This window comes from Bacillus cereus (genome assembly GCF_002567495.1).
Taxonomy (GTDB): Bacteria; Bacillota; Bacilli; order Bacillales; family Bacillaceae_G; genus Bacillus_A; species Bacillus_A cereus_AQ.
The window spans coordinates 119,004-142,905 of sequence record NZ_NVAP01000038.1 but is presented as its reverse complement, the minus strand read 5'-3'; the positions used below and the strand labels follow the sequence as shown (position 1 = coordinate 142,905).

Genomic DNA, 23,902 nt, shown 5'->3' with positions numbered 1-23,902 from the left:
GGTGGTTCTGCTACAAAAATAAAGAGAATAAAATGCATGCGCTTTTGACTTGCTGTTTAACACCTTCTATATACTGCAACAACTATTTTCTTAGATTTCTATAATCTTCTGATTCCGAAATGTCAACGGACCGAATCAACCTGTCAAACATCATTAAACGATGCATTCGTAGTAGCACTATATATTTTTAATAAGCGTTGTCTTATTCAATCGAACATTACATAAATGTAAAAAATCACCCTATTTATTCATTTTTCATGCGTATGTATGTACATTTGTTAATTTATTCGATATATTATGGGTATTGAATGATTACGAAAAGTGTATAGGTCGCTTATATAACACCTTATATTTTTATATCCGTGAAAACTACAAAGTGTATGAAAATCCATTTGTCAAATGAATTTAGTGCGGAAGGAGGTTTGTGGTTACTTCATAGGGTATAATAATCAGTTTTTTACTGATAAAAATATAGGAGGCGACATAATGTTTCGTACAATTTCAAATTTCATGAGAGTAGCTGAGATAAGAAGGAAAATCCTTTTTACACTAGCGATGTTAATCGTTTTTCGAATTGGCACGTTTATTCCAGTTCCTCATACTAACGCAGAGGTATTAAAAGTACAAGATCAAGCTAACGTTTTAGGTATGTTAAACGTATTTGGCGGAGGAGCACTGCAACACTTCTCAATCTTTGCTGTAGGTATTACACCATATATTACAGCTTCTATCATAGTACAATTACTTCAAATGGATGTTATACCTAAATTTTCGGAATGGGCAAAGCAAGGAGAAATGGGCCGTAAGAAATCAGCTCAATTCACTCGATACTTTACAATCATTCTCGCATTCATACAGGCCATCGGAATGTCTTATGGCTTTAATAATATAGCAGGTGGACAATTAATAACAGATCAAAGCTGGACTACATACTTATTTATTGCGACAGTTTTAACTGCAGGTACTGCATTTTTACTTTGGTTAGGCGAACAAATTACCGCTAACGGCGTCGGTAATGGTATTTCGATGATTATTTTCGCAGGTCTTGTTGCCGCGATTCCAAATGTTGCAAATCAAATTTATTTACAACAATTTCAAAATGCTGGCGACCAACTATTCATGCACATCATAAAAATTGTTTTAATTGGACTCGTAATTTTAGCGATAGTTGTTGGCGTTATTTACATTCAACAAGCTGTACGTAAAATACCGATCCAATATGCAAAAGCTGTTTCAGGAAACAATCAATATCAAGGAGCAAAAAACACTCATTTACCTCTTAAAGTAAATAGTGCTGGTGTTATTCCAGTTATCTTTGCTTCTGCATTTTTAATGACGCCGCGTACAATCGCGCAGCTCTTCCCTGATTCAAGCGCATCAAAATGGTTAGTTGCAAATCTAGATTTCGCACATCCAATTGGAATGACACTTTATGTCGGTCTTATCGTTGCTTTCACATACTTCTACGCATTTATTCAAGTGAATCCTGAACAAATGGCTGAGAATTTGAAAAAGCAAAACGGATATGTTCCTGGTATTCGTCCTGGTAAAGCAACTGAACAATATGTAACTAAAATTTTATACCGTTTAACATTTATCGGTGCAATTTTCTTAGGTGCAATTTCCATATTACCGCTCGTATTCACAAAAATTGCTACATTACCACCTTCTGCTCAAATTGGTGGTACAAGCTTACTTATCATTGTTGGTGTAGCGCTAGAAACTATGAAGACGTTAGAAAGTCAGCTTGTAAAACGTCATTATAAAGGTTTTATTAAAAAAGTGAATTAATTATAAAAACACACTATGGTTTAAAGACCTAGTGTGTTTTTATTTCATATAAATATCGCCATTGATTCTCGATGTTAAGATCCATATTATTGCGCATGTAAAATACCTTGAAGTACAACTTCTAATCCCCAGCGGAACCTTTCTTCTCCACCAGACAACATATCATCTTTTAAGCTTACAATCATCGGATACTTTACTACATCTAATGTTTCATACGAAGCGCGAATTGCGTCAAGTGTAGTTCCCTTTTCTTTACGTGCTGTTTGTTCATATGCGACTGAAGCAGCATATAACAGTAGAATATCTACTCCCCATGCTGATGATTTCGCATTCACTCCTCCTACTTGTAATTGGCGCAAAATCTGTTCGGTAAGAGCTAACGAATTTGGTCCAATTGGAATTGTCATTAAAGCCAATTCCGCCATTCCAGGGGAATTGAACAAAATTCTGAAATATGAATATATAAGTTCAAATAATGCTTTTTTCCATGTCTCATTTTTGACATCTATTTCTTCAATCTTTCCTAGACCATAATCTAATACAAACGCTCTTAATTCATCAGCATTTTTAACATAAACATATAAAGAGGATGGTCCTGTATCTAGCACTTTTGCAATTTTCCTCATACTAAGACCTGATATCCCTTCAGATTCCAGGAGGTTATATGCAGTTTTCACAATAATTTCTTTACTCAATGGTTCTTTTGCTGGCCGTGAACGACGGCTATTCGTTGTATTTGTTTTTTCTTCCATAGGTCTCCTTAATTCCATTCATTTTTATTGTTGTTTATGAAGTTGATTCATAAGATTGTACATTTTAACAGCAGCATCTTCTGAAAAGCAAATTTCAAGGTTATCATTTGAGATAGCGGCAGACTGTGAAGAATAATCGTACATTTTCCCTTCATAATTTTTGATCGCTTCGTTCAAATCGTCATATTTTACAATAGCTAGTGCAAGTTCTGCTGCATCACGCATAGCTAGGTTCACACCTTCCCCAGCAAATGGAGACATTAAGTGAGCAGCATCACCAATTAAAGTGACACCAGGCGTACTATTCCAAGTTAACCCCACAGGTAACATATAAATTCGTCTAGGAAAAATCGCCCCATCTGCACATCTAATATAATTTTTAAGTGTTTCATCCCAGTCCTCAAAATATTGTAGAAGTTGACTCTTTGCTTCTTCTAAATTTTCAAATGTAATCCCACAATTATCAAGCCATTCTTTATTAGTTCTAAAACTTAAGTATACTCGAATGCTGTCATCTCCATTTAACTGTGCCAAAATACCTTGATGATCCGAAAGTGCAAAAACTTTGCCACGTCGATTAAATTTCGCCATTTCCGGATGATTTTCCGTGACATTTTGCAAATTCAATTCAATCATACTAATTCCAGTATATTGCGGTATAGAATCGGTGACAAGTGGGCGAATTCGTGAAAAAGCCCCATCTGCCGCTACAACTAAATCAACAATATCTTCATGTCCATTTTCAAAATAAAGTTTATGCATACCGTTTTCTAGAGAAACAGTTTTTATTAAATTATATCCCCAATGTATACATTCTGAATCAACAGAGTTTAACAGCAACTCACGCAACTCACCACGATCAATTTCAGGACGATTCCCGCCAGTTGAATCTGCTTCTTCATCTAAATATATTTTTCCACTTTTATCAAATAAGCGAAAATCTTCTCCCTCATATCTAGCAGATTCATAAAATTTCTCTAACAACCCTGCTTCTTTTAGCGCTTCTTGACCAGTATCATTATGAATATCTAATGAACCTCCTTGCTGACGACTCATTGGTGATGTTTCTCTTTCATACACAACACTTTTTAAACCATGCTGTTGTAATATACGAGCTAATGTTAATCCTCCTGGTCCAGCCCCTATAATCGCAATTCTTTTTTTCGTATTGTTCGTTCTTTCCATCATTAATCACACCTTACATGTTTTTGAATTACTTGTTCTATTTATAACATAACGAACACTGTTCGTAAAGTACACCGTTCGTTGTTTTTGCAAGGAAATTATGGTAACTTATCCAGTAAGAAAAACATGCTACAAATTTGTCATAGCATGTTTTTTGTATCACTTATTTATTTAAGTTCTTAAAATACGTCAGTCGTTTCTATTTAAAGCTCTTTCTTCAATAACTTCCCTTGCTTAAAATAAGCGCCAATTGTTGTACGATTGGCTAAAAATACACCAATCAATATGAAACAAGCTCCAATTCCCATTGTAGGATTTAAAGGTTCTCCTAAAATGATATATCCCACAATTATTGCAATTAATGGTGATACATATAACCATGTTGATGGAAATACTGGATTTGTTTTTGATAAGAGCCAGTAATATAACCCGTGTCCACCAATTGATCCAATAAATATGAGATATAAAATAGGCCATTGTACACTCCATGAAGTTAATACAGTTACATTTGGTTGTTCTAAAATAATAGATGCGATTAGTAGTAAAATTCCTCCATAAAACATTTGAATACCGTTAATAAGAAATGGTGATACATTTGATAAATCTGAAAGTATTTCTTTCGAACGAATAGAACCTATTCCGTAAAATAACTCTCCTATTACTAAAACAATACAAGCAATACTCCATATAAAACTCACTTTTTGATGCATTCCTGGTAAAGAAACAAATATAACACCTATTAGTGCAATAACTAAAGCAACGAGTTGCTCCTTTTGTAATTTTGTCTTATTCCTCTTTGCTTGTATTAACAAAATCATCATTGGTCCCGTAGCAGAAAGAACAGCAGCTAATCCTGAAGAAATATATTGTTCTGACCAGTACAAACTTGCGAATGTCATGAATGTTAAACAAAAACCAGCATACATAATCCGTTTTGAAAATATATGTGGCATAATTTCTTTTCGCTTTAACTTAAAAATAATCATAAGGATTATACCCGCTAAAAAGAAGCGAATTCCTGCTGAAAACAATGGTGGTGCTCCTGCTTCAATTCCAATTTTTATCGTTAAAAATGTTGTTCCGAAAATAATACATACTAAAATGTAATTAAAAATGACCATTTTGCTTCCTCCTTTTTCACTCTTAACATGAGTATAGAGGGTATGGTGTATAACAGTGTATCGGCACATATAACAGTTACCTCAACTTGTAGTTGATTCCCTATATGTTTTTCGATTTAATTAAATTAAAAAGAAAACTAGGTGAAACTATGAAGATTGTGCTACGTAAAGAATCAAACATACCGTATTATCAACAAATATATATGCAAATTGTTGAACGAGTACAAAGCGGCATGCTTTCACATGGCGAATCCCTTCCTTCTTTACGTTGTATGGCCACAGATTTACAAATCAATGTATTAACTGTTCGTAAAGCGTATAAACAGTTAGAAACGAAAGGGTATATACGCATCGAACAAGGAAAAGGTGCTTACATATATAAACGTGTAAAGAAAGATTTCAAACCAATACCGTATAAATGGCAACAATCGAAATCTATTAATGTTACACGCTCTCAATATGCAATGAATACGCACCGTAAATATTATGATTTTTCACAAGCGATTCTGTACCCTCGTCTATTACCAAATCCATTTTTGGCAGATGAAATGCACAAATTGCTGGATAAAAATCCGATGTTGTTAGCAACTTATGGGCCTGTGCAAGGTGATATTGAACTAAGAATGGAAATAAGCAACTATCTAAAAGAACATCAACAATTAACGATAGATCCATCTCAATTATTAATTACAAGTGGTGCCCAGCAAGGAATTGATTTAATTGCTCAAACATTATTAAAAGCTGGAGATATTGTACTAGTAGAGAGTCCTTGTTATGGCGCAGCACTTGATGTTTTTCTTAATAAAGGCGTTCAGATTATACCTATTAGTCTTGATAACAACGGCATTCGCTCAGATTTAATCGATGACGTTTGCCAAAGAAAGAGTCCTGTTTTGTTATATGTGAATCCTACTTTTCAAAACCCGACGGGTACAGTAATGAGTAAAGAACGAAGAATGGAAATTATTGAACTAGCGGAGCTCCATCAATTTTTTATCATTGAAGATGATTCTTTCGGAGAAATATATTTTGAGGATACTTTCGTACCACCCCCAATCAAAAGTTTTGATAAGAATGGTCATGTTATATATTTAAAGGGATTTAGTAAAACATTAGCACCAGGACTGCGTATCGCAGCACTTATAGCCGAAGGTCCTATTTTTGAATGGTTATATGCAGTGAAGGGTTCGATGGATATCGGTAGCCCTTTATTAACGCAAAAAGCACTCCTCCCTTTCATACGTGCAGAACGTATGAAAAATCATTTAGAAAAATTACGTACAGCTTTACAAATGAGACGTGATTTAACAATAGACATATTATCGCCATTAAAAGAAATAAGCTTTAACATGCCAAATGGTGGCTTTAATTTATGGGTAACACTTCCTGATTCTATAGATCCATTTACTTTATTACAAAAAGCAAATGAAGTAGATGTCTCTTTTTTACCAGGAACAGCTTGTCTATTAAATTACGAAACAAATGATAACCAATTAAGAATTAGCTATTCAATGTTAAACGAGAAAGATATGGCGATTGGATTAGAGAAATTACATGATACAATACGAAACAGTATAGGTTAGAAGTACTATCACAATGGCCAACAATAAATAATATCCGAAAATGAAAATGTGTAGTATGGGATATTATTTATTGTTGCGTTGTTGCGTTTTTTCGTTATTCAAATCTAGTCATTCTATAAATTATAATCTTCATTATCATTTCACTTTAATTATAATCTTTCCTCTAACATGTTGTCCTTCACTCAAAATATGAGCTTCTCGAACTCCTGCTTCATTAAATGGCACAACTTTACTTATGATTGCTTTGATTTTTTCTTGTACAATCAAAGCTGATAATTCTTCTAATTGTCTTCCGCTTGGTTTTAACCATAAAAATCCTGATTTTATTCCTTCTACTTTATGTAGTGGTTCATGAACAATCGAAACTAGAACACCACCAGGTTTAATAATTCGAAAACTTTTTTCTTGCACTTCGCCACCTATCGTATCTAGTACAATATCAAAATCTGATACTAGTTCTTCAAATTTATCTTTTTTATAATCAATAACGAGATCCGCTCCTACAGACTGTAAAAATTCTTTGTTTTTACTGCTTGCAGTTGTTGCTACAAAAGCCCCAAATGATTTTGCAATTTGGATTGCCATACTGCCAACTCCACCAGCTCCAGCATGAATGAATACGCGGTCATTTTCTTTTATTTTTGCGTAATCTACAAGACTTTGCCAGGCTGTAAGTCCTGCAAGAGGAATAGAAGCTGCTTCTTCGTAGTTCATATTGTTAGGCATATGTGATACTAAATCTGATTGTACTGCAATGAATTCAGCATAAGAGCCCTGCCCAATATTTTCAGGTTTCGTAAATACTTTATCTCCAATTTTGAAATACGCTACATCTTCTCCAATTGCTTCAATAACTCCAGCTACATCTAAACCTAAAGTGATTGGAAATGAAAAGCGTAACTGTTCTTGTAAGTCACCTTTTCTTATTTTCCAATCAACTGGATTAACAGATGTTGCATGAATGCGTATTAATACCTCGTTTTTCTTAACAACCGGTTTTAAAACTTGTCTTTCTTTTAATTCTTCGACACTACCGTATTGATCAATAACAATTGCTTTCATTTCCTCTCCTCCTTGCTGTTTATTTTAATAACATACAATTATTTCTCAAAATTTTTTGCCTTGAATTATCATAAACTTATTTTTGGGGGTAATTATGCATGAATCATTGTGAATTCCAAAATGAATCTTACACACACCTTAGAATCATTCAAAATTGTATTTTTAATTAAATTCAAAAGAAATGGAGAGAACTCTATGAATGAAAAGATATTTAAAATAAACGGTATTGATATATGTACAGAAAGCTTTGGTAACTCTAATGATCCCGCTATTTTATTAATTATGGGAGCTACTTGTTCAATGATATATTGGGATGAAGAATTTTGTGAACAGTTGGCAAACACAGGGAAATTTGTTATCCGCTTTGATAATCGTGATGTTGGACGCTCTGTTACATATGAACCTGGCACTTCAAATTATTCAGTTACAGATATGGCTGAAGATGCAATCGGGGTATTAGACGCTTATCATATTGATAAAGCCCATCTTTTTGGTATGTCATTAGGTGGTATGATTGCTCAAATTGCAGCTGTAAAATATCCTGATAGAATTTTGACGCTAACTTTACTAGCGACTAGTGTAATAGGATCTGATAACAATACTCGTGATTTACCCCCAATGGATGAAAGAATTTTAACACATCATGCAAATGGCACAAGTATAGATTGGACAAATAAACACGATGTGGCAGAGTATTTAGTTTCAGGATCTCGTCTATTATGTGGATCAGAACGAATTTTTGATGAAAATAGAGTTTACACACAAGTAAAACAAGAAATAAAACGCGCAAACAATTTATTAAGTATGTTTAATCATGCTTTACTTCAAGGTGATGATGCATATGAAGGTGTACTCCACTCCATACAAGCATCTACATTAGTTATTCACGGAACAGACGATACAGCACTCCCACTTGAACATGGTCTCGCACTAATTGATGAAATTCCAAACTCAGTACTATTAACTCTAAAAGGGGCAGGTCATGAAAATCATCCAAATGACTGGGAAAGCATAATTAATACCGTTTCTAAACATACATCTGAAATTTAGACAAACAAATAATTAAAAGAAGGGGCACAAATTGTATTGTGCCCCTTCTATTTACAAACAAAAACCCATCACTGTATTCGTATGTATAGTGATGGGACTTCCTATATTTTTCTATGTTTAAAAAAATGGACAATCTAATTGATCAACAGATTCCCATAATTTTTTTTTTGCATTTTCGGTGGATGTATTTGTTTCTAGTGGCATGTTTTTAAAAGGGTTTACTTCGACTTTTAATAAGGATGAAGGCTCCACATATAACGAGAAAACATGGCTGCTTGGTAAAGCTTTTGAAACGTCAATATCTCCTACTTGTTTAAATAGTTGCTGCGCAGCAAAGAAAAAGAAATTAGTTGGATTTGATTGTTTATTCAGCCATGCAAGCATTTCAGGTGATACTGATTTATGAATACTTATTTTTACTCGATCACCACGTTTATATCGCCTAGATCGCATACTTCCACCAACTAACTTATCGTTAAGTTTGTAAATCCTAACTCTTTTTGCTTATGCTCTCTATATTTTGGCGAACAAGTATAAACTAATAATCCCCGTGCATTTGTAAATAGCGGATTATCTACAAAGATTACATTTTTTAGTCGTCCTTTTTGTTTTAAAATCATTTTTAAACTGTTTTTAATAATTACTGCGCCCCCGCCATAAATAAACACGTATGGATCGTCTTTCATATCATCAATTTTATTTATAATATCTGTTGCGACACGCGCTGCTAAACCTAATAGTGCCGGCTGTGATTCCTCAACTAATAAGGTATTTCTCGGATGCTTATCATTTAAATAAATTTGATTGAACTCTGTAATGCTATCAATCGTCTTAGTTGGATACTTCCGGTTCCATCTCGTAATAATTTGTAGTAATGTTTCTTTTACACCATAAGATAAACCTTTACTTAGTTGCGGACGGAAATTTACCCCTAATGAAACAACTTCTTCTGTCGTCCCTGCACCAATATCAAAAGAAAGTAGAGTTTTATCTACAAAATCAATTTCAGAAACTTGATTTTGCTCACATTCTATTTTATGTTTCACAACATTTCCTTCTTCATCGTATACAATGCCCCACGTCCCAGAAGCACCCTCAGGCAGGCATTTACAAAACTCAATTGAAACATTAATTGTCACATCGCGTCCGTTCGGATAATGGAAAATAACCTTATGATTTCCCATATAACGTTTTGCATTTTCAGCAGCTATTTCTTGTGTAATAAGCTGCATAGGAAGAGCGACAGATAAATCATAACGAATATTAATATGGCTAGAAGTTGGACTTTGACGCATAGCGCTTACCGCTAAACCTGATAGTATTGTAATAACCATTAACTCATCCGTTGACTTATTCGATTTCTTCTCTACCTCAGTACCTTTTAATTGATCTTGAATGACTTTTTCTCCAACGATGTACCGTACATTATTTAGCATTAAAGATGGCGAACTTATAGTCACATCAATATGGTTTTCTAATTCAGACAATGAAACATCTACCTCATCTAAGAGTCCTGTAGGCTCACCTATATATAAAGAATAAATACTCGGAATAAAAATAGGGTCTTGCCCTTTCACCATTAACTTCAAACCGTTGTTTCCTGCATCTGCACCAGCTTTTAAAAGTATAGACATAACTACCCCCTAAATTAATCTGACATCCCTTCCAAATATATGCGAGCCCATTCTTTTACATTCAAATGTATTGTAATTTTTTACTCATTATAAAAACAAGATATTACATAAATACGCGCCACATGTAAAAAATGTTTGACACAAAACTTCCCTACTTTTATACTATAAGTGTAAATAGTTTTTTACACTTATGGAGGTGCAATTATTTATTGAATACTAAAAAAACTATTTTTATATTCATTGTTTTAGCATTAATTGCAATACTAGTACATGGCGCATATAAATACATAACTGAAGGTTCTATTTTGGGCGGTACGATTTTCGCTGGTTCTTTAATACTTGGTAATTTAATTAATCATCTTACATGGGGAGATCCCCACGGTGTATCAGAAGAAAGTCAAGATGAAATGGGCCAACAAATTACATATAAAAGTTTTAAAATTGCGTATTTTGTGCTTGTAGTTGTAATGTTCCTTATTTTAATCTTCACCGAAGGATTTTCTATGGGGGCTAATTTAGATGGAGTTAAAAACCTTCCACTGTTCATCGCACTTTGTTCTTCATTCTTTATTTATCCTATTGTCGAACTTATAGTTGCAAAACAATATAAATAAAAGATGGGGTTTTCTACATATAGAAAACCTCATCTTTTTATATTTACATATCCTCTACAATTGCCTTTAATTTATTCACAGTCCGCCAATTCCTGACTGTAGCTGGTGTATGTAACTTTTGAAACTGGTTCATTAATCTAGAATTCCGAATGCTATTTTTGAAAAACAAATATACAACCTTCTTATCTACATAGCAATCTTCAAGTTCACTTTTGTACATAAGTAACTGCTTCCTCTCATCTTCAGAAAATGGATGAGCTAAAAAGGCAACGTGTATACTTTCTCCTTCTAACAAAGCATCGGCCTTATAAGGGGAATATTTTATAGTATTTATAAATTCTTCTTTTGTTCTAAGTATGACTGGAACATCAAAATTAAATTCCTTTTTAATTTCAAATTCAATTTTTACTTTTAGAGTGTTTTTATCTTCCTCAGATTCAAACACGATATTACCGCTTTGAATATATGTTTTTACTTGTTTTAATCCTATGGATTCAAACACTCCTTTCAAATCTGCCATTTTGATTACTTTATGTCCACCTACATTGATTCCCCTTAGTAATGCAATATAAATTGTCATATAATTACTCCTCGCATATGCATTGACCTTTCAACTATATATGTTGAAACCTTGATCTTTTTTGGGATACCTACTTTCGTTTTTACTAACATAGCACAAAATAAAAAAAACTTACTACATGAATATTCAAGAGTAAGTTTTCCATCTTATCATTTCATTATAGGCAAATGCATTATTATTTGTTGACCAATTGGTCCCATTCTTCTAAATCCTTTATCTTGGAATCCGACTTTTCCATATAAATTTTGTGCAGGAATATTTTTTTCATTCACAGCAAGTACAACTTCATTTTTTATTGGAAAATAACGTTTTACAAACTCTTCTAATAATAACAATGACTTTTTGGCGTATCCCTTTCTTTGTCTATTGTGATCAATAGAAAATAACGTTAAAAGTAAAGCATCCTCATTATCTGTGAACTCCTGTACTCTATCTCCTGTTTGCAATGCGAAAAGACCCACCGGTACCCCCTTGTAATCTAAAATAACAATCACATTTTTTGTACGATCACTTTTTGCTTTCTCCAGTAATGCACTTGGATCTGATGTAAACTTAACTTGTTCACTTGGTAAAGTAAATGTTTGTATAACTTCTTTATATTTCTCCTTATACGGAACTAATTGAATTTCCCCTGTGTGTATGTTCATGCTAAACTCTCCCATTTTTAGCTTATTAACTTATACCTTGCTGTGCTTTTGAATGCACTCTTCCATCTAAAAAAGTAATTTCAACAAATGAATTTGGATCGTTTCCTTTCCAAGCAAAAATTTGTTTTGTTTGTGTAGAATGTTCTACCCCTTCTTCTATAAGTAAAGCCCCTTCAAAACCAATTAAATCTTTCACTTCTGTATAAGTCATTCCTTCATTTATGTTCGAAAAATGATTTATATTGATAGAGTCTTTCTGCTGCCTTTCCACCACAGTAGAAGAAGTTGCTGTTTGCTTTTTCACTTCTTTTCTCTGCTCACAAGCTGTCATACTGAAACCTAAGCATAAACTAAATAATATAAATGCGCTTTTTTTCATCATAACAGATGTCCCTCCCATCATAATTAAACCATATATTCCCTTAAAAATAAACTGAATATTTAATATTGCATTGAAGAAACCTCGTACAATTAAGTACGAGGTTCATTTCATTTCTTCAAATGATTATTTGATTGATCATCCTGTTCTTTTCTTAGCTCTTGTTCTTCATCTTTTGGTAATTGTTTATCATTTTCTTTAATTGGATTCGTTTCTCTATTTTCAATCATATCATTTGGAACTTGTGGCATTACTCGGCCCACAATAGCTGCTAATTCATCTAGTATACCTTCACCTGTTTTTCCTTTTTTAATTTGCTTTCCAATTTGTTTGAGGCGTTCATACGTATCAACATCAGCTACAACGACTGCATTAGCACCGTCAGGGTCATTTTTTAAGCTTTCCGCAACAGAGTATTTAATTGATTCAACACGAGTTCGATCAAGTTTTGCTTTTACGTCAATGCCTACAATAGCATATTTCCCAACAACTACCGCTGTTGCATCATTCACACCTGGTATACTTGCTGCTAAAGATGCTAAATGATCTGCTGCTTTTTCATTTGGTTTATTTGGCTTATTTGATTTATTCGTATAGTTAACATTTTTCATTGAAACATTTTTTTGTTCCGGCTTTTCGTTTGGATTGTCTTTTTTTCCAATGCTGCATCCCGTTATAACGAAGCAAAGCATCAATATATATATTAGAGTTTTCATTATTTTCACCACTTCACTATTAAGGTTTAATCATAAATTTTTTCAACAGCTTGCATTTTCTTTACCTTTTCCTCGGCCCCGCTATTAGCATTAATGAAAATTTGGTACGTATCTTTTCCTAAAGTACCAACAAATTCATAGCAAAGTACTTCATTATGCAAATCATTGACTACTACAGCTTTACGTTCTTCCATTACTTTTACATCCGGATTGATTTTCTTTCTTGCTTCTGCTGCCGTTAGCTTTGCAGATGGAATTGTTCGTTTTTGATGGGACGATAAATATTCCTTTGCGGAAAATCCAACGATTGATCCATCATCTAAAGCGATTTTCATTTGGATTGCTTCTGGATAAATACGTACGCCATTCTCATTTACTACATACGTAAATACACCAACATTATCATATTGAGAGCTATCATAAAGCTCCATATTATTAAACTTATGGTCCTTTAAGAATTTCAATCCTTTACTACCTGCATCGTTTAAACTAACTTTCTGTTCTTTAATTTCTCGATTATTCATAACCCAAATTGGATATCCGCCTTTTCCGGTAATATCCATATAGAACTCATTGTTCGTTGCTGAATCTTTAATTTTCACACTATAGAACGACTCTTTTGCACCTTTTCCGCTTTTCTCAACATCTACTTGTTCATTTCCTTTTAAATTTAAAAATGATTTTGCGATTTTTGCCGCTTCATCCTTAGTAATTGCTTTTCCAGTTGCTTCAAATCCACCTTTATTCTTTTTTTGCGCACTTGTAAAGGTCGGTCCAAAATTTGTGGAAGAATATGATGTTACGTTTTTCTCTACAGTTTTCAATCCATCAATAATTGTGTTATCTGCTGGGTCGCGATTTGATGCAAGTGCCATTTCTACATCCATCCAGCGTAAATTATTTTTCAAAACAAGATGTTGTACTTTTCTTAGTTCATCTTGTATATTTCCTGCATTTGAATATAAAGTTTGCAGTGTTTTATATTCTTGCTCATTTAACGGCTCTTTTTCTAAATCACGAATGGCTGCACGGTAACTAAAATCACCGATATTCGCTAAAAATTCTTCCGTTTTATTAAATGGCATTAATGTTAAAGGAAGTTGCCCCACATCTGAGCGAGCTTCAGATGTTAAACGCCATACATCTGCTAATGCGGGTGATAAAGATGAGCGTGAATTCATCGCAAGTGTTGTGCCAATTTTATCGTGTAATAAATCGACTTCGTATGCTAAATCATGGAATGCACGTTGATAACTATTTTCCGCTCGAATTAAAACCGCATTTTTCTCTTGGTGCTCTTTATAGCCCCAGTAGCCTGTTCCTACTACACCGACTGTTAATAATACAATGATAATACCTCGTAACATTGTCCCACCTCCGCTCTATTTACAGAAAATATGTTTACCGATTTTTTTAATTTGTGGACGAGTCCATATCCATTTACTAGTCGCAGTATCTGGATTGAAATAATATAAAGCATTTCCTGTTGGATCCCATCCGTTAATCGCATCTAAAACCGCTTTTTTTGCTGTTTCATTTGGTGTTAAATATATTTGTCCATCGGCTACGGCTGTAAATGCTCTAGGCTCAAAGATTACACCAGAAACAGTATTTGGGAATGATGCACTTGTAACACGATTCAAAATAACGGCGGCCACTGCCACTTGTCCTAAATACGGTTCACCACGTGATTCCCCGTATACTGCGTTTGCCATGAGCTGAATATCATTTTGAGAATAACCGTTCGGAACATTTGTCCCTTTATTTTGAGGTGGTTTATTTTCTTGTGCAGTTCCACCACTATTTCCTTTATTCGTTGTCGTTCCTTTATTAGCAGTTGATTTATCATACTTCGTTGCCTTTACGAGCATTTGCTTCGTTTTAGCACCCGCCAAACCATCAACAGGTAGTCCGAATTTCTCTTGAAAATTTCGAAGCGCCCAGTATGTACCCCATCCAAAAACACCATCTACTTTTCCTGTATAAAATCCGTTATATTTCAAACGAGATTGCAATTCAATGACATCTTCTCCAGATGCTCCTCTTTGAATGACTTGATTAGAAAAAGCTTCTACATTCTTTAGTTGTATACTACTGACCATCAAAGAAAGGCCCAAGAATACAAGCAAAATTGCTATTTTAAAAATAGCTTTTTGACGCATAGTTTTCCCTCCTTAATTACGAAAATGATTTCTTGGTTATGTTTTGTAAAACCATCGCTTTTATGTAAAGAAGACAAAAAAATCCAAACTTATATCGCCGAAAGAATATGTAAACAATATAGAAAAAGGATAAAAGGAGTTCATTATGAAGCCATTATTAAAACGTATCGCACTCGTATTTCTTTTCATAACAACATGTTCAAGTGTATCTATATATTCATCAACTGTTCATGCACAGCCGCCTTATGCTAAATGGGGTAAACTTGCCGTAGAAAAGACGAAAGAACAATACCCAAAAGCAGAAATTATTGACTATCTACATATAGGTAGAAAACCAAAAACAGTTCAAATAACTGTTGAAAAATTTAAATTGTGGTTACGTGAAGATGGAAAAGAATATGGTGTTTTTGTTGATGTAGAATTTGAAACGAAGACGGAGAAATTTATAAAGTTGTCGTTTCAGAAGACGAGTAGATAAAATGAAAACCCCACTGTTAAAAACAGAAACAGTGGGGTTTCTTGCATTTCTAAAATTCTTTCCTGAATTTTCGATTCCCTAAAAACCTTACCAATATACAAATAGCTCCAATTACAGCAGTTATCCCTATACTATATAAAAGTACTCTACCATATCCTCCTATTCTCGGATCTAAAAAAGGATATGGGTACCAATTTACGATTGGACCACGTATTAAGCTATATACAACGTAAAAAAGGGGAATAAGAGCCAGCTCGCAGCATGTTTCCAAGTAATTTTCTTAACAGGTGGATTTAAAACCCAATCTAAAAGCATTGCAATCGGCATGATATAATGTAGCACAGTATTTACCCATGGTATTGCCGTTTGAAGTGACTCTTCTAATCCTCTTAATAACAAAAAATAAATGAGTCCTGTCGTAAGTATGTATACGGTTGCCGCACCACGAAGTATACTAAACTGTTCTAATCGACCAAATGTAGCGGTTCCGATACTACTTAAAAGGAGAAGACATGCAACTAAAATATTACTTTCGATGGTGAAGAAACTAAAAAAGTTAACTGGATTGAACGGTTTCACTTGTGCCCTTATTATAAATTGCGTAATAAGGGCGCTACATGCTAAAAGACTTAAACATAGTCTAATAAAGATAATGTTTTTACACCTCTCATACATTCTCTCCTCTTCTTATATAAACTTATAATTCTCTTGTACATGCTCAATAAATAACTTCAGTGGAACGAGCCCCCGTTTCGGCATATGACTACTTATAATAGCTACTAGTTCTAACTGAGGAATGATAACGATGTATTGTCCGCCGTATCCCATAGCAAAATATATACAATACGGTATGTGAAATCTTTCGTTATGTAATACCCACCAGTGATATCCATATGCACCGACATGTTCATATGTTTCAAATAGAGCCCTACTTGACTCTTCTAACCATTTTGCTGATACAATTTCGTTCTCGTTCCAATATCCATTTTGTAAACATAATTTTCCTAATTTTAATAAATCGGTAGATTTCATTTTCATACCGAAGCCGCCGACATATATACCTTGCGGATCTTGTTGCCACTCGTATTCGGTAATTTCTAATGGATCAAATAAATATTTCTTTGCAAACCGCTCTGTCGACATTCCAGTAGTTTCTTGAATAATATAGCTCAGTAAATGAGAAGAACCTGAATTATAATTCATTTTTGTAGCGGGTTCTTCAATTATTGGTTGTTCTAATATGTACTGCATCCAGTTTTCTGATTCTACAAAATCATTCGGGAACACAACTCCATTCCCAAACTCTTTCCAATCCTCACCGGTAGTCATTGTTAATAAGTGATAAAGTGTCAAACCATGTTTTTCCCCAGGTACATTTTCAATCCACTCTCTAATCGGTGTATGTATATCGTTTATATAGCCCTTATCAATTGCAATACCAATTAATAAAGATACGATGCTTTTTGTAATCGAATTTATTTTATATAAGTTATTTGCACATTCGGGTGTTTTATAATACTCCGTTATTAATTCACCTTTTTGATAAACAAGAAATGTATTCACTTTTTTCTTTTCGAATTTATTTTCTAGTTGCTTGAAATCCAAAAACTTTACCTCCATTTAAATAGTTACTTCATTTATTATATCTTGTTCCTTCATTTTAAACATAATTGTGTTCAAATAAAAATAAACCTGTCAGCCATAATGAACTGACAGGTTTATTTTTATAATTTCGTACGAACATTCCAAAGCTCTGGGAAGAATCGTTGATCAAGTACTCGTTTTAAATAAGAAACACCAGAAGATCCACCTGTTCCCATTTTATGTCCGATAATCCGTTCTACTGTTTTCATATGACGGAAACGCCATTGTTGTAGCCAGTCTTCAATATCAATTAACTTTTCAGCAAGCTGATATAAATTCCAATATTTTTTCACATCCGCATACACTTCTAACCACGCCGCTTCTACTGTTGCATCTTCTTCATAAGGTTGCGTAATATCACGGTTTAACACATCTTTATGAATAGGGAATCCTTCTTTTACTAATGCTTGAATCGCGACATCATATAGACTTGGTGCATGTAGCGCTTTATGAAGTCTCGCATGTAATTCTGGATCCTTTTCATAAATTTTTAATGCGTGCGGTGTCTTATAGCCAAGTGCATACTCAATCATACGATATTGATACGATTGAAATCCTGAAGCTTGACCAAGTGAATCACGAAACTCAATATATTCTGATGGTGTTAATGTCGCGAGAATATCCCAAGATTGGATGATTTGCGATTGAATTTTTGATACGCGTGCTAACATTTTAAAAGCTGGTTGTAATTTATCTTGCTTAATCGATTCAATTGCTGCATTAAGTTCATGTAAAATGAGTTTCATCCAAAGTTCGCTTGCTTGATGAATAACGATAAATAACATTTCATCATGATGATCCGATAATCTTTTTTGAGAAGATAGTAAACTATCTAATTGTAAATACTCCCCGTAAGTCATATTCTCTTTAAAATCCGTATGAATCCCTTTTTCCATAATTACCTTTTCATTTTCTTTCATATTAGCCAAACGCCCCTTTTATATGATTCTACTTATATTGGTCTAATAACGGCTCGAACCGGACTTCCATCTGCATCAGTTAATGCAAGTGGTAATGCAATTAGTTCATAATCACCGTCTGTTACATGATCTAGTACGACATTTTCTAAAATATGAATTCCATGTTTAAATAATTGATGATGCGCTGCTAATTCTTTATCATCTAGCGGATCAACTGATGGTACATCTACTCCGATTAAACGAATACCTTTCTCTGAAAGAAACGACGCTATGTCTGCACGTAAATGAGGGATCACATTTGGAAATTCTTCAGCTTTTCCATGTGAAGATGTACGTAATAATAATCGTTCTACACCTTCTAAATGAAAGCTTTCTAATTCCTTTTTCCCGATGCTTTCAAGATTAGAAACGTCAATAATCCGTGCTGGGCCAACATAAACTTGAACATCTAAATCCAATACTTTCTTTCCATCATTATCAAAATGAAATGGTGCATCAATATGAGTGCCTGTATGAATACTCATCGTTAACTTTCCGACATTTACCGAGCCACTTTCTTCTTTTGACCATGAAACTTCATACGAGAACGGTGTGTCTCCTGGCCACGTTGCAATATCATTATTTAGCGGTTGCGAAATATCTATCCACTCTGAAGTTTTCATGCTTATGCCACAACCTCTCGCTTATTGTCAAACTGCTTATATTCTTCATCTTTCATGATTTTCTTTAAAATTTGAACAGATTTCCACACTTCTTCGTATGTGTTATATAAAGCGACCGGCGCAAGTCTCACCCCATTTGGCGCTCTAAAATCTGGAATTACTCCATTTGCCTTTAGCGCTTTACATATACGTGCTGCTTCTGCATGCTCTAAATAAATGTGCCCGCCTCGACTTTCATCCTCTAATGGATTTCCAATTGTAAATTCGAAATCTTTTAATTCATGATCAATTAAATTCAACATGTATCTCGTAATATGTAAAGACTTCTCGCGTAAACGTTCAATACCAGCATCTTTGAAAATTTCAAGAGAACCAATTAATGGTGCTGTACTTAATACGTGAGGTGTACCAATTTGATAAGCACCTACATGATCAGCCGCGGTTAATGTATGCTCCATATCAAACTGCTTATCTTTTTTAGAACTAAACCATCCAGATAATCCTGGCAGTCTATTAAAATGTTTATTATTTACATAAAGTCCTGCAACACCACCCGGTCCTGCATTTAAATATTTATAATTGCACCAAACAGCAAAATCGACATCCCACTCTTTGAAATGATGCGGAATAGATCCTATTGAATGGCATAAATCAAATCCGATATGAATGCCGCGTTTATGAGCTTCCGTTGTTAAACGTTTCATATCCAGAATTTGACCACTTCTATATAAAACAGAAGGTAATAAAATTAAAGCGATATCATCTTCCATCGCATGAATAATATCTTCTTCAGAAAGTGTTCTACCGTCTCGGCTTTTCACTCTTACTAGATGCTCCTCTGGATCTAATCCTTTTAGACGAATTTGACTTTGAAGTGCATAAATATCTGACGGGAAAGTTAATTCATCCGCAAGTATTTTTGTACGTATTCCTTTTGGTTCATAAAACGTCGCAATAACTTGGTGTATATTCGTAGTCGTAGAACCCGTTACAATAGTTTCTTCGGGTAAAGCTCCAATAAGAGGGGCTGTAAGTTTACCTAATTTCTCTGAAAGAAAAAACCACGGGTGCTCACCTTCTGTCCAGCCGTCAATGCCATATTCTTTCCAAGAATCTAGCAACGTAAGTAATGATTTCTCTGCTCTTTTTGAAAGTAGCCCTAATGAGTTTCCATCTAAATATATAGTACCTTCTTTTTTATAGAATTCAGTTTGAAAATCTTTCAGTTCATCATGTTTATCACATTCAAGCGCATACTCATAAGTTGGTTGAAATGGTTCTTTATACATGGTGTCACCTTCTCTTAATTTTCTTTTTATTCTAACTAATTGAAATATATCACCTTAATTGATATAACGTCAATGATATTATGTCAGTTGACTTTATATATGAACTTCTTTTACAATACAGTTATATTTTCAGACATTTCAGTATAAAGAGGTGATTCTTTGAAAAACTCTACTCTTTCATCAAGAAAACACCGCTCCTTAGAAACGAAGAAGAAACTATTACACTCTGGTTACACTATTTTTATAAATAACGGATTTCAAAAAACGACAATTACACAAATTATTAAACATGCAGAAACCGGTTACGGAACAGCATATGTATACTTCAAAAACAAAGATGATCTCCTAATTAGTTTAATGGAAGATGTTATGAATCGTTTTTATAATATCGCTGAGCGCTCTTTTTCTCCACAAACAAAAGAAGAAGCACGTATAATGATCCAAAATCAAGTTAGAGCATTCCTGCAATTAGCAGATGAAGAACGCGCTATTTTGCAAGTTGTAGAAGAAGCAATAGGATTATCAAGAGAAATACATCAAAAATGGGATGAGATTCGGGAACGTTTTATAAAAAGCATTAAACAGGATATTACATACTCTCAAGAAAGTGGATTAGCACAACCTAATTTAAATAAAGAGATTGTAGCACGCGGTTGGTTCGCGATGAATGAATCGTTTCTTTGGACTATTACGCAAAATGATAAAAAGATTAACTTAGAGGAAATTGTGTATACGTTAACTGAGATGTATACGACAGGGTTATATAAATAGCACACCTTCAATAAGTAAGGTGTGCTATTTTACATCTATAAAAATATTTTATCTGGGTATGGCAATGCTAAAGGAGGCTTTTCAGATAAAGGGAAATATTTTAGCTTTAACGATTCACCATCTATCGATTTCAACTCGCCACCGCTAACTTCACACTCAAATACAACAATAATATATTCTACTTCATCTCCATTCAAATATGTATGACGGTACTCTTCCCCTCCAAATACCCCTTTTAGCTTTTTCACTCGTATTTTCAATCCTGTTTCTTCCCAAACTTCCCGAACTACTGCTTCTTCTGGTGTCTCTCCAGGCTCAATTGCTCCAGCTGGCAAACTCCAGTATTCCCCTCCAGGATATTGAAATAAAATATCCCCATGCTCATTTTTTATAATAGCAGCTACACTCGGCATGAATATTAGTTCATGTCCTAATTGCTCACGGATTTTTTTATAATATAGCGACATCGACATATAATTCTCTCCCACTCCAATAATAAACAACTGTATTTTCTGACATCTATTGTATAATAATACCAATAGCAATTTCTATATAGAAAGGATAAGAAAATGACCCAAGTACAACTAGTAAATAGCTTTCTATCATTTTTAGGTACGACAAAACAGCCTACTAGCTTAAAGTTTTTAAATGAGCTTATTAAAGCTCATCAAGAAAAGGTAAAGTGGGAAACGCTTACTAAAATAATTGACTGGGAAAAAGGTAATGAAACAGAGGATTATTTTCCTTACATTGAGACATACATAAACCGTATTACAACAAAAGGTCTCGGGGGTACTTGTTGGACGCACTCAATTGGATTCCATTGGTTATTATCAAATCTTGGTTTTGATGTACATTATATGTATATGGATCCAGGGCATTTATGCTTACGCGTTCATTTAGAGCAACCTTACTATGTTGATGTTGGTTACCGTGCACCTTTATTTCAGGCTTACCCACTTTATGAATCGTTTCAAGTAAGTAATGTAAGAGAAACTTTTACTTATCAAGTATCAAATAAGGAAATTCATATTACTAGAGATCCTGGTCCAGTAAAAACTTTAATTACAGAACCGATACAATTAACAAGTATGAAAAAACAAATTACAAAGTCTAATGATTGGCGTACATCTCCTGTATTAAAAAAGATTCAGATTTTCGGTTATGTTGACAGTGTCCCAACTTCTATTAATGGGAATGTATTAAAGCAATATTTCGCAGATGAGAAAATGGAACATATCCTTAGCACTTCTGAACTTACTTATTGGATAACAAAAAAGTTTTGTATTGATAAAGAAATATATGAAAGAGCTATTGAGATTTTTAATGAAAAGTCTTCAAATAGTAAAAGTGGTACTCAATAAATCGAGTACCACTTTTATTTTTAACCTTTTTTATGATAAGCAGTTTCTACACATTCTGCTAAGCGTTCAAGTTCTTCTCCATACATTTCGCGTGATACCCATTCTGTTAACTTATGAACAATCTTATAGTAAAAATTACTTGGTTCAAATTCTGAAATAAGTGTAAGTACTGTACCTTCATCAGATTCTTCTAACATATAAGTTGTTGCTCCATAACCTTGTTTCATTTCACTGCCAACTGAAATAAGATGTGGTGCATCATAATCTAATATTTCTGCTTCAACTTCAAATGTTTTCTTTCCAATTTTTTGAACAGAAATATACTTATCTCCTACACAAGGGTTATCTATATCAATATTTTTAGGATAACGGTTTTCAACTATAAATGTATTCCATTCTTTTATTTTTTCCTCTTTATCTATATAGTCAAATACCATTTCAATTGGTGCGTTAATTACTACTTCTAATGCAAAACTCATTAAGCTTCTCCCCTCAAATAACCTATATATTTCTTTTTCTATAACGTCTAAATCATTATGTCATATTTTACATAGTGAAATACAAGTGTTATTTGAAGTTTTATTAAAGACTTATTAGAGAGAAGAAAAATAAAAGGCACTAATCGGTTAAAACATTTAAACAAACAATTCATTTCAAATATTTTACTAACGAAACAATAATACAAAAAAGAGATACAAGTAAAAGAAGAATACCCATATGTCTATTTCCGTTTACATCTTTCTTCATATGTTGTAACCCTATCCCAGTCAACATAAATCCGATAAGTAATTGTAAAATCAGCATACTTTGTTTCGAATCATCATTCCAACTATAAATAGAAAACCCCATTACAATTATTGCAATTACAATCGTTAAGATCCTGATCATACGAAACTCCCTCCCATTTAAAGAGAAGCCGCTAAGATTCCCTAGCGGCTTTACTAATAATTTATATTTGCACAAACTTCTTTTCATGAATCCGATACTCTATATGAGCAGCGCGATTAATAAACGTTTCATCATGTGATACGAAAATAATCGTTCCTTCATATGCGGTTATAAAGCGTTCTAGCACTTCAATTGCATACACATCTAAAAAGTTAATCGGTTCATCTAATAATAAAATATTGTATTCCATATAAGTAAAAAGAATTTCCATCCAATTTTAATTATGTATTTTAGAGCACTTTTTCTTCAGTCATCCTACTCACAATTCCAACAATAAATTTATATTCAATCCTTCTCTTCTTATCTTTCTTAAAACCCTCTTTCGTATCAAAAATAAAACACGTTTTCCGAAACCAAATACGTACGTATAAAGACTCAAAATAAATAGGTTTTATAATTCCTCGTTCTTCAAATTCTGTCCCATCTTTATTTTCAGTTTCCGTTCGAACAAACCACCTATTCCCGATTCCAATTTCAATATACTTCACATACTAACCCCCATTAGGAAATTTCCCTTCTAACAATTCAATTATTTCCCCGGTAAGCGCAC

Annotated in this window: 28 protein-coding genes and 1 pseudogene; 7 read left to right on the top strand and 22 right to left on the bottom strand. The window is 33.7% G+C overall.

Translation table 11 applies throughout. The features are described 5' to 3' along the window. The first annotated feature begins 486 nt into the window (after window positions 1-486). A complete protein-coding gene (secY, locus tag COK05_RS17550) occupies window positions 487-1,791 on the top strand; it encodes a preprotein translocase subunit SecY (protein WP_098613595.1) in 1,305 nt (434 codons plus the stop codon). Between the two features lie 86 nt (window positions 1,792-1,877). Here the strand turns inward: secY and COK05_RS17545 are convergent, their stop codons facing one another. The 3 genes from COK05_RS17545 to COK05_RS17535 all read right to left on the bottom strand — a co-directional run bounded on the left by COK05_RS17545 (window position 1,878) and on the right by COK05_RS17535 (window position 4,849). Next, window positions 1,878-2,543 (bottom strand): TetR/AcrR family transcriptional regulator, encoded by a 666-nt coding sequence (locus tag COK05_RS17545; protein ID WP_098613594.1) that lies wholly within the window; start codon window positions 2,541-2,543, stop codon window positions 1,878-1,880. A 24-nt stretch (window positions 2,544-2,567) separates the two neighbouring features. After that, a complete protein-coding gene (locus COK05_RS17540; protein WP_098613593.1) occupies window positions 2,568-3,731 on the bottom strand; it encodes an FAD-dependent oxidoreductase in 1,164 nt (387 codons plus the stop codon). 200 nt (window positions 3,732-3,931) lie between these two features. Next, window positions 3,932-4,849 (bottom strand): DMT family transporter, encoded by a 918-nt coding sequence (locus COK05_RS17535; RefSeq protein WP_098613592.1) that lies wholly within the window; start codon window positions 4,847-4,849, stop codon window positions 3,932-3,934. A 149-nt stretch (window positions 4,850-4,998) separates the two neighbouring features. Here COK05_RS17535 and pdxR point away from each other — a divergent pair, with 149 nt between their 5' ends. Next, the gene (gene pdxR, locus COK05_RS17530; protein ID WP_098613591.1) at window positions 4,999-6,432 is read left to right on the top strand and encodes a MocR-like pyridoxine biosynthesis transcription factor PdxR; all 1,434 of its coding nucleotides are present in this window, start codon (window positions 4,999-5,001) and stop codon (window positions 6,430-6,432) included. A gap of 135 nt (window positions 6,433-6,567) precedes the next feature. Here the strand turns inward: pdxR and COK05_RS17525 are convergent, their stop codons facing one another. After that, window positions 6,568-7,494, bottom strand: a complete 927-nt coding sequence (locus tag COK05_RS17525) for an NADP-dependent oxidoreductase (RefSeq protein ID WP_098613590.1) — start codon at window positions 7,492-7,494, stop codon at window positions 6,568-6,570. Between the two features lie 195 nt (window positions 7,495-7,689). On the opposite strand from COK05_RS17525, the gene COK05_RS17520 reads away from it, so the two are divergent. Continuing rightward, on the top strand, window positions 7,690-8,544 hold the full coding sequence (locus COK05_RS17520) for an alpha/beta fold hydrolase (RefSeq protein ID WP_098613589.1): 855 nt from the start codon (window positions 7,690-7,692) through the stop codon (window positions 8,542-8,544). 117 nt (window positions 8,545-8,661) lie between these two features. Here the strand turns inward: COK05_RS17520 and COK05_RS17515 are convergent, their stop codons facing one another. Beyond that, the gene (locus tag COK05_RS17515; protein ID WP_098613588.1) at window positions 8,662-8,997 is read right to left on the bottom strand and encodes a hypothetical protein; all 336 of its coding nucleotides are present in this window, start codon (window positions 8,995-8,997) and stop codon (window positions 8,662-8,664) included. A gap of 11 nt (window positions 8,998-9,008) precedes the next feature. Then, window positions 9,009-10,178, bottom strand: coding sequence for a ParM/StbA family protein (locus tag COK05_RS17510; protein WP_098613587.1), 1,170 nt, complete (start codon window positions 10,176-10,178; stop codon window positions 9,009-9,011). Window positions 10,179-10,387: 209 nt separating this feature from the next. Between COK05_RS17510 and COK05_RS17505 the strand changes: the two genes are divergently transcribed. Then, window positions 10,388-10,792 (top strand): hypothetical protein, encoded by a 405-nt coding sequence (locus COK05_RS17505; protein WP_098613586.1) that lies wholly within the window; start codon window positions 10,388-10,390, stop codon window positions 10,790-10,792. Window positions 10,793-10,835: 43 nt separating this feature from the next. Here COK05_RS17505 and COK05_RS17500 read toward each other — a convergent pair whose 3' ends face one another. The 6 genes from COK05_RS17500 to sleB all read right to left on the bottom strand — a co-directional run bounded on the left by COK05_RS17500 (window position 10,836) and on the right by sleB (window position 15,276). Further along, the gene (locus tag COK05_RS17500) at window positions 10,836-11,372 is read right to left on the bottom strand and encodes a DUF1697 domain-containing protein (protein WP_098613585.1); all 537 of its coding nucleotides are present in this window, start codon (window positions 11,370-11,372) and stop codon (window positions 10,836-10,838) included. Between the two features lie 149 nt (window positions 11,373-11,521). Next, window positions 11,522-12,034, bottom strand: a complete 513-nt coding sequence (locus COK05_RS17495) for a GNAT family N-acetyltransferase (protein ID WP_141539145.1) — start codon at window positions 12,032-12,034, stop codon at window positions 11,522-11,524. A gap of 10 nt (window positions 12,035-12,044) precedes the next feature. Further along, entirely contained in the window at window positions 12,045-12,401 is a 357-nt protein-coding gene (locus COK05_RS17490) for a hypothetical protein (protein ID WP_098613583.1), read from the bottom strand. Between the two features lie 107 nt (window positions 12,402-12,508). Beyond that, window positions 12,509-13,114: a YhcN/YlaJ family sporulation lipoprotein gene (locus tag COK05_RS17485; RefSeq protein ID WP_098613582.1), complete on the bottom strand. Its 606-nt coding sequence runs from the start codon at window positions 13,112-13,114 to the stop codon at window positions 12,509-12,511. A gap of 26 nt (window positions 13,115-13,140) precedes the next feature. Beyond that, entirely contained in the window at window positions 13,141-14,481 is a 1,341-nt protein-coding gene (gene ypeB, locus COK05_RS17480) for a germination protein YpeB (protein WP_098613581.1), read from the bottom strand. 15 nt (window positions 14,482-14,496) lie between these two features. Further along, window positions 14,497-15,276, bottom strand: coding sequence for a spore cortex-lytic enzyme (gene sleB / locus COK05_RS17475; protein ID WP_098613580.1), 780 nt, complete (start codon window positions 15,274-15,276; stop codon window positions 14,497-14,499). Between the two features lie 145 nt (window positions 15,277-15,421). On the opposite strand from sleB, the gene COK05_RS17470 reads away from it, so the two are divergent. Further along, complete coding sequence (locus COK05_RS17470; protein WP_098613579.1) at window positions 15,422-15,754, top strand: YqzG/YhdC family protein; 333 nt, start codon at window positions 15,422-15,424, stop codon at window positions 15,752-15,754. A 148-nt stretch (window positions 15,755-15,902) separates the two neighbouring features. Here COK05_RS17470 and COK05_RS17465 read toward each other — a convergent pair. The 5 genes and pseudogenes from COK05_RS17465 to kynU all read right to left on the bottom strand — a co-directional run. Then, window positions 15,903-16,429 (bottom strand): annotated as a pseudogene (locus tag COK05_RS17465) (Pr6Pr family membrane protein); the annotation flags it as partial. A 12-nt stretch (window positions 16,430-16,441) separates the two neighbouring features. Next, window positions 16,442-17,359, bottom strand: a complete 918-nt coding sequence (locus COK05_RS17460) for a serine hydrolase domain-containing protein (RefSeq protein ID WP_098613578.1) — start codon at window positions 17,357-17,359, stop codon at window positions 16,442-16,444. A 119-nt stretch (window positions 17,360-17,478) separates the two neighbouring features. Beyond that, the gene (gene kynA, locus COK05_RS17455) at window positions 17,479-18,318 is read right to left on the bottom strand and encodes a tryptophan 2,3-dioxygenase (protein ID WP_098613577.1); all 840 of its coding nucleotides are present in this window, start codon (window positions 18,316-18,318) and stop codon (window positions 17,479-17,481) included. 32 nt (window positions 18,319-18,350) lie between these two features. Next, window positions 18,351-18,980, bottom strand: a complete 630-nt coding sequence (gene kynB / locus COK05_RS17450) for an arylformamidase (RefSeq protein ID WP_098613576.1) — start codon at window positions 18,978-18,980, stop codon at window positions 18,351-18,353. A gap of 2 nt (window positions 18,981-18,982) precedes the next feature. After that, window positions 18,983-20,269: a kynureninase gene (kynU, locus tag COK05_RS17445; RefSeq protein ID WP_098613575.1), complete on the bottom strand. Its 1,287-nt coding sequence runs from the start codon at window positions 20,267-20,269 to the stop codon at window positions 18,983-18,985. Window positions 20,270-20,428: 159 nt separating this feature from the next. On the opposite strand from kynU, the gene COK05_RS17440 reads away from it, so the two are divergent. After that, window positions 20,429-21,040, top strand: a complete 612-nt coding sequence (locus tag COK05_RS17440; protein ID WP_098613574.1) for a TetR/AcrR family transcriptional regulator — start codon at window positions 20,429-20,431, stop codon at window positions 21,038-21,040. 35 nt (window positions 21,041-21,075) lie between these two features. On the opposite strand, the gene COK05_RS17435 is transcribed toward COK05_RS17440, so the two are convergent. Beyond that, the gene (locus tag COK05_RS17435; protein WP_098613573.1) at window positions 21,076-21,513 is read right to left on the bottom strand and encodes an NUDIX hydrolase; all 438 of its coding nucleotides are present in this window, start codon (window positions 21,511-21,513) and stop codon (window positions 21,076-21,078) included. Between the two features lie 96 nt (window positions 21,514-21,609). On the opposite strand from COK05_RS17435, the gene COK05_RS17425 reads away from it, so the two are divergent. Further along, window positions 21,610-22,404, top strand: a complete 795-nt coding sequence (locus COK05_RS17425) for an arylamine N-acetyltransferase (RefSeq protein ID WP_098613572.1) — start codon at window positions 21,610-21,612, stop codon at window positions 22,402-22,404. Window positions 22,405-22,424: 20 nt separating this feature from the next. On the opposite strand, the gene COK05_RS17420 is transcribed toward COK05_RS17425, so the two are convergent. From COK05_RS17420 to COK05_RS17405, 4 genes are all read right to left on the bottom strand, one after another. Then, window positions 22,425-22,883 (bottom strand): SRPBCC family protein, encoded by a 459-nt coding sequence (locus COK05_RS17420; RefSeq protein ID WP_098613571.1) that lies wholly within the window; start codon window positions 22,881-22,883, stop codon window positions 22,425-22,427. Window positions 22,884-23,052: 169 nt separating this feature from the next. After that, complete coding sequence (locus COK05_RS17415; RefSeq protein WP_098613570.1) at window positions 23,053-23,292, bottom strand: DUF3953 domain-containing protein; 240 nt, start codon at window positions 23,290-23,292, stop codon at window positions 23,053-23,055. A 61-nt stretch (window positions 23,293-23,353) separates the two neighbouring features. Then, window positions 23,354-23,542: a hypothetical protein gene (locus COK05_RS17410; RefSeq protein WP_176539453.1), complete on the bottom strand. Its 189-nt coding sequence runs from the start codon at window positions 23,540-23,542 to the stop codon at window positions 23,354-23,356. A gap of 40 nt (window positions 23,543-23,582) precedes the next feature. After that, window positions 23,583-23,840, bottom strand: coding sequence for a DUF3977 family protein (locus tag COK05_RS17405; protein ID WP_098613569.1), 258 nt, complete (start codon window positions 23,838-23,840; stop codon window positions 23,583-23,585). Window positions 23,841-23,902 lie beyond the last annotated feature (62 nt).

Excerpts from the sequence above, each read along its gene's own strand:
- secY (WP_098613595.1), top strand. The coding sequence starts at position 487 with ATGTTTCGTACAATTTCAAATTTCATGAGAGTAGCTGAGATAAGAAGG.
- COK05_RS17545 (WP_098613594.1), bottom strand. The coding sequence starts at position 2,543 with ATGGAAGAAAAAACAAATACAACGAATAGCCGTCGTTCACGGCCAGCA.
- COK05_RS17540 (WP_098613593.1), bottom strand. The coding sequence starts at position 3,731 with ATGATGGAAAGAACGAACAATACGAAAAAAAGAATTGCGATTATAGGG.
- COK05_RS17535 (WP_098613592.1), bottom strand. The coding sequence starts at position 4,849 with ATGGTCATTTTTAATTACATTTTAGTATGTATTATTTTCGGAACAACA.
- pdxR (WP_098613591.1), top strand. The coding sequence starts at position 4,999 with ATGAAGATTGTGCTACGTAAAGAATCAAACATACCGTATTATCAACAA.
- COK05_RS17525 (WP_098613590.1), bottom strand. The coding sequence starts at position 7,494 with ATGAAAGCAATTGTTATTGATCAATACGGTAGTGTCGAAGAATTAAAA.
- COK05_RS17520 (WP_098613589.1), top strand. The coding sequence starts at position 7,690 with ATGAATGAAAAGATATTTAAAATAAACGGTATTGATATATGTACAGAA.
- COK05_RS17515 (WP_098613588.1), bottom strand. The coding sequence starts at position 8,997 with ATGCGATCTAGGCGATATAAACGTGGTGATCGAGTAAAAATAAGTATT.
- COK05_RS17510 (WP_098613587.1), bottom strand. The coding sequence starts at position 10,178 with ATGTCTATACTTTTAAAAGCTGGTGCAGATGCAGGAAACAACGGTTTG.
- COK05_RS17500 (WP_098613585.1), bottom strand. The coding sequence starts at position 11,372 with ATGACAATTTATATTGCATTACTAAGGGGAATCAATGTAGGTGGACAT.
- COK05_RS17495 (WP_141539145.1), bottom strand. The coding sequence starts at position 12,034 with ATGGGAGAGTTTAGCATGAACATACACACAGGGGAAATTCAATTAGTT.
- COK05_RS17490 (WP_098613583.1), bottom strand. The coding sequence starts at position 12,401 with ATGATGAAAAAAAGCGCATTTATATTATTTAGTTTATGCTTAGGTTTC.
- COK05_RS17485 (WP_098613582.1), bottom strand. The coding sequence starts at position 13,114 with ATGAAAACTCTAATATATATATTGATGCTTTGCTTCGTTATAACGGGA.
- ypeB (WP_098613581.1), bottom strand. The coding sequence starts at position 14,481 with ATGTTACGAGGTATTATCATTGTATTATTAACAGTCGGTGTAGTAGGA.
- sleB (WP_098613580.1), bottom strand. The coding sequence starts at position 15,276 with ATGCGTCAAAAAGCTATTTTTAAAATAGCAATTTTGCTTGTATTCTTG.
- COK05_RS17470 (WP_098613579.1), top strand. The coding sequence starts at position 15,422 with ATGAAGCCATTATTAAAACGTATCGCACTCGTATTTCTTTTCATAACA.
- kynA (WP_098613577.1), bottom strand. The coding sequence starts at position 18,318 with ATGAAAGAAAATGAAAAGGTAATTATGGAAAAAGGGATTCATACGGAT.
- kynB (WP_098613576.1), bottom strand. The coding sequence starts at position 18,980 with ATGAAAACTTCAGAGTGGATAGATATTTCGCAACCGCTAAATAATGAT.
- kynU (WP_098613575.1), bottom strand. The coding sequence starts at position 20,269 with ATGTATAAAGAACCATTTCAACCAACTTATGAGTATGCGCTTGAATGT.
- COK05_RS17435 (WP_098613573.1), bottom strand. The coding sequence starts at position 21,513 with ATGTCGATGTCGCTATATTATAAAAAAATCCGTGAGCAATTAGGACAT.
- COK05_RS17425 (WP_098613572.1), top strand. The coding sequence starts at position 21,610 with ATGACCCAAGTACAACTAGTAAATAGCTTTCTATCATTTTTAGGTACG.
- COK05_RS17420 (WP_098613571.1), bottom strand. The coding sequence starts at position 22,883 with ATGAGTTTTGCATTAGAAGTAGTAATTAACGCACCAATTGAAATGGTA.
- COK05_RS17415 (WP_098613570.1), bottom strand. The coding sequence starts at position 23,292 with ATGATCAGGATCTTAACGATTGTAATTGCAATAATTGTAATGGGGTTT.
- COK05_RS17410 (WP_176539453.1), bottom strand. The coding sequence starts at position 23,542 with ATGGAATACAATATTTTATTATTAGATGAACCGATTAACTTTTTAGAT.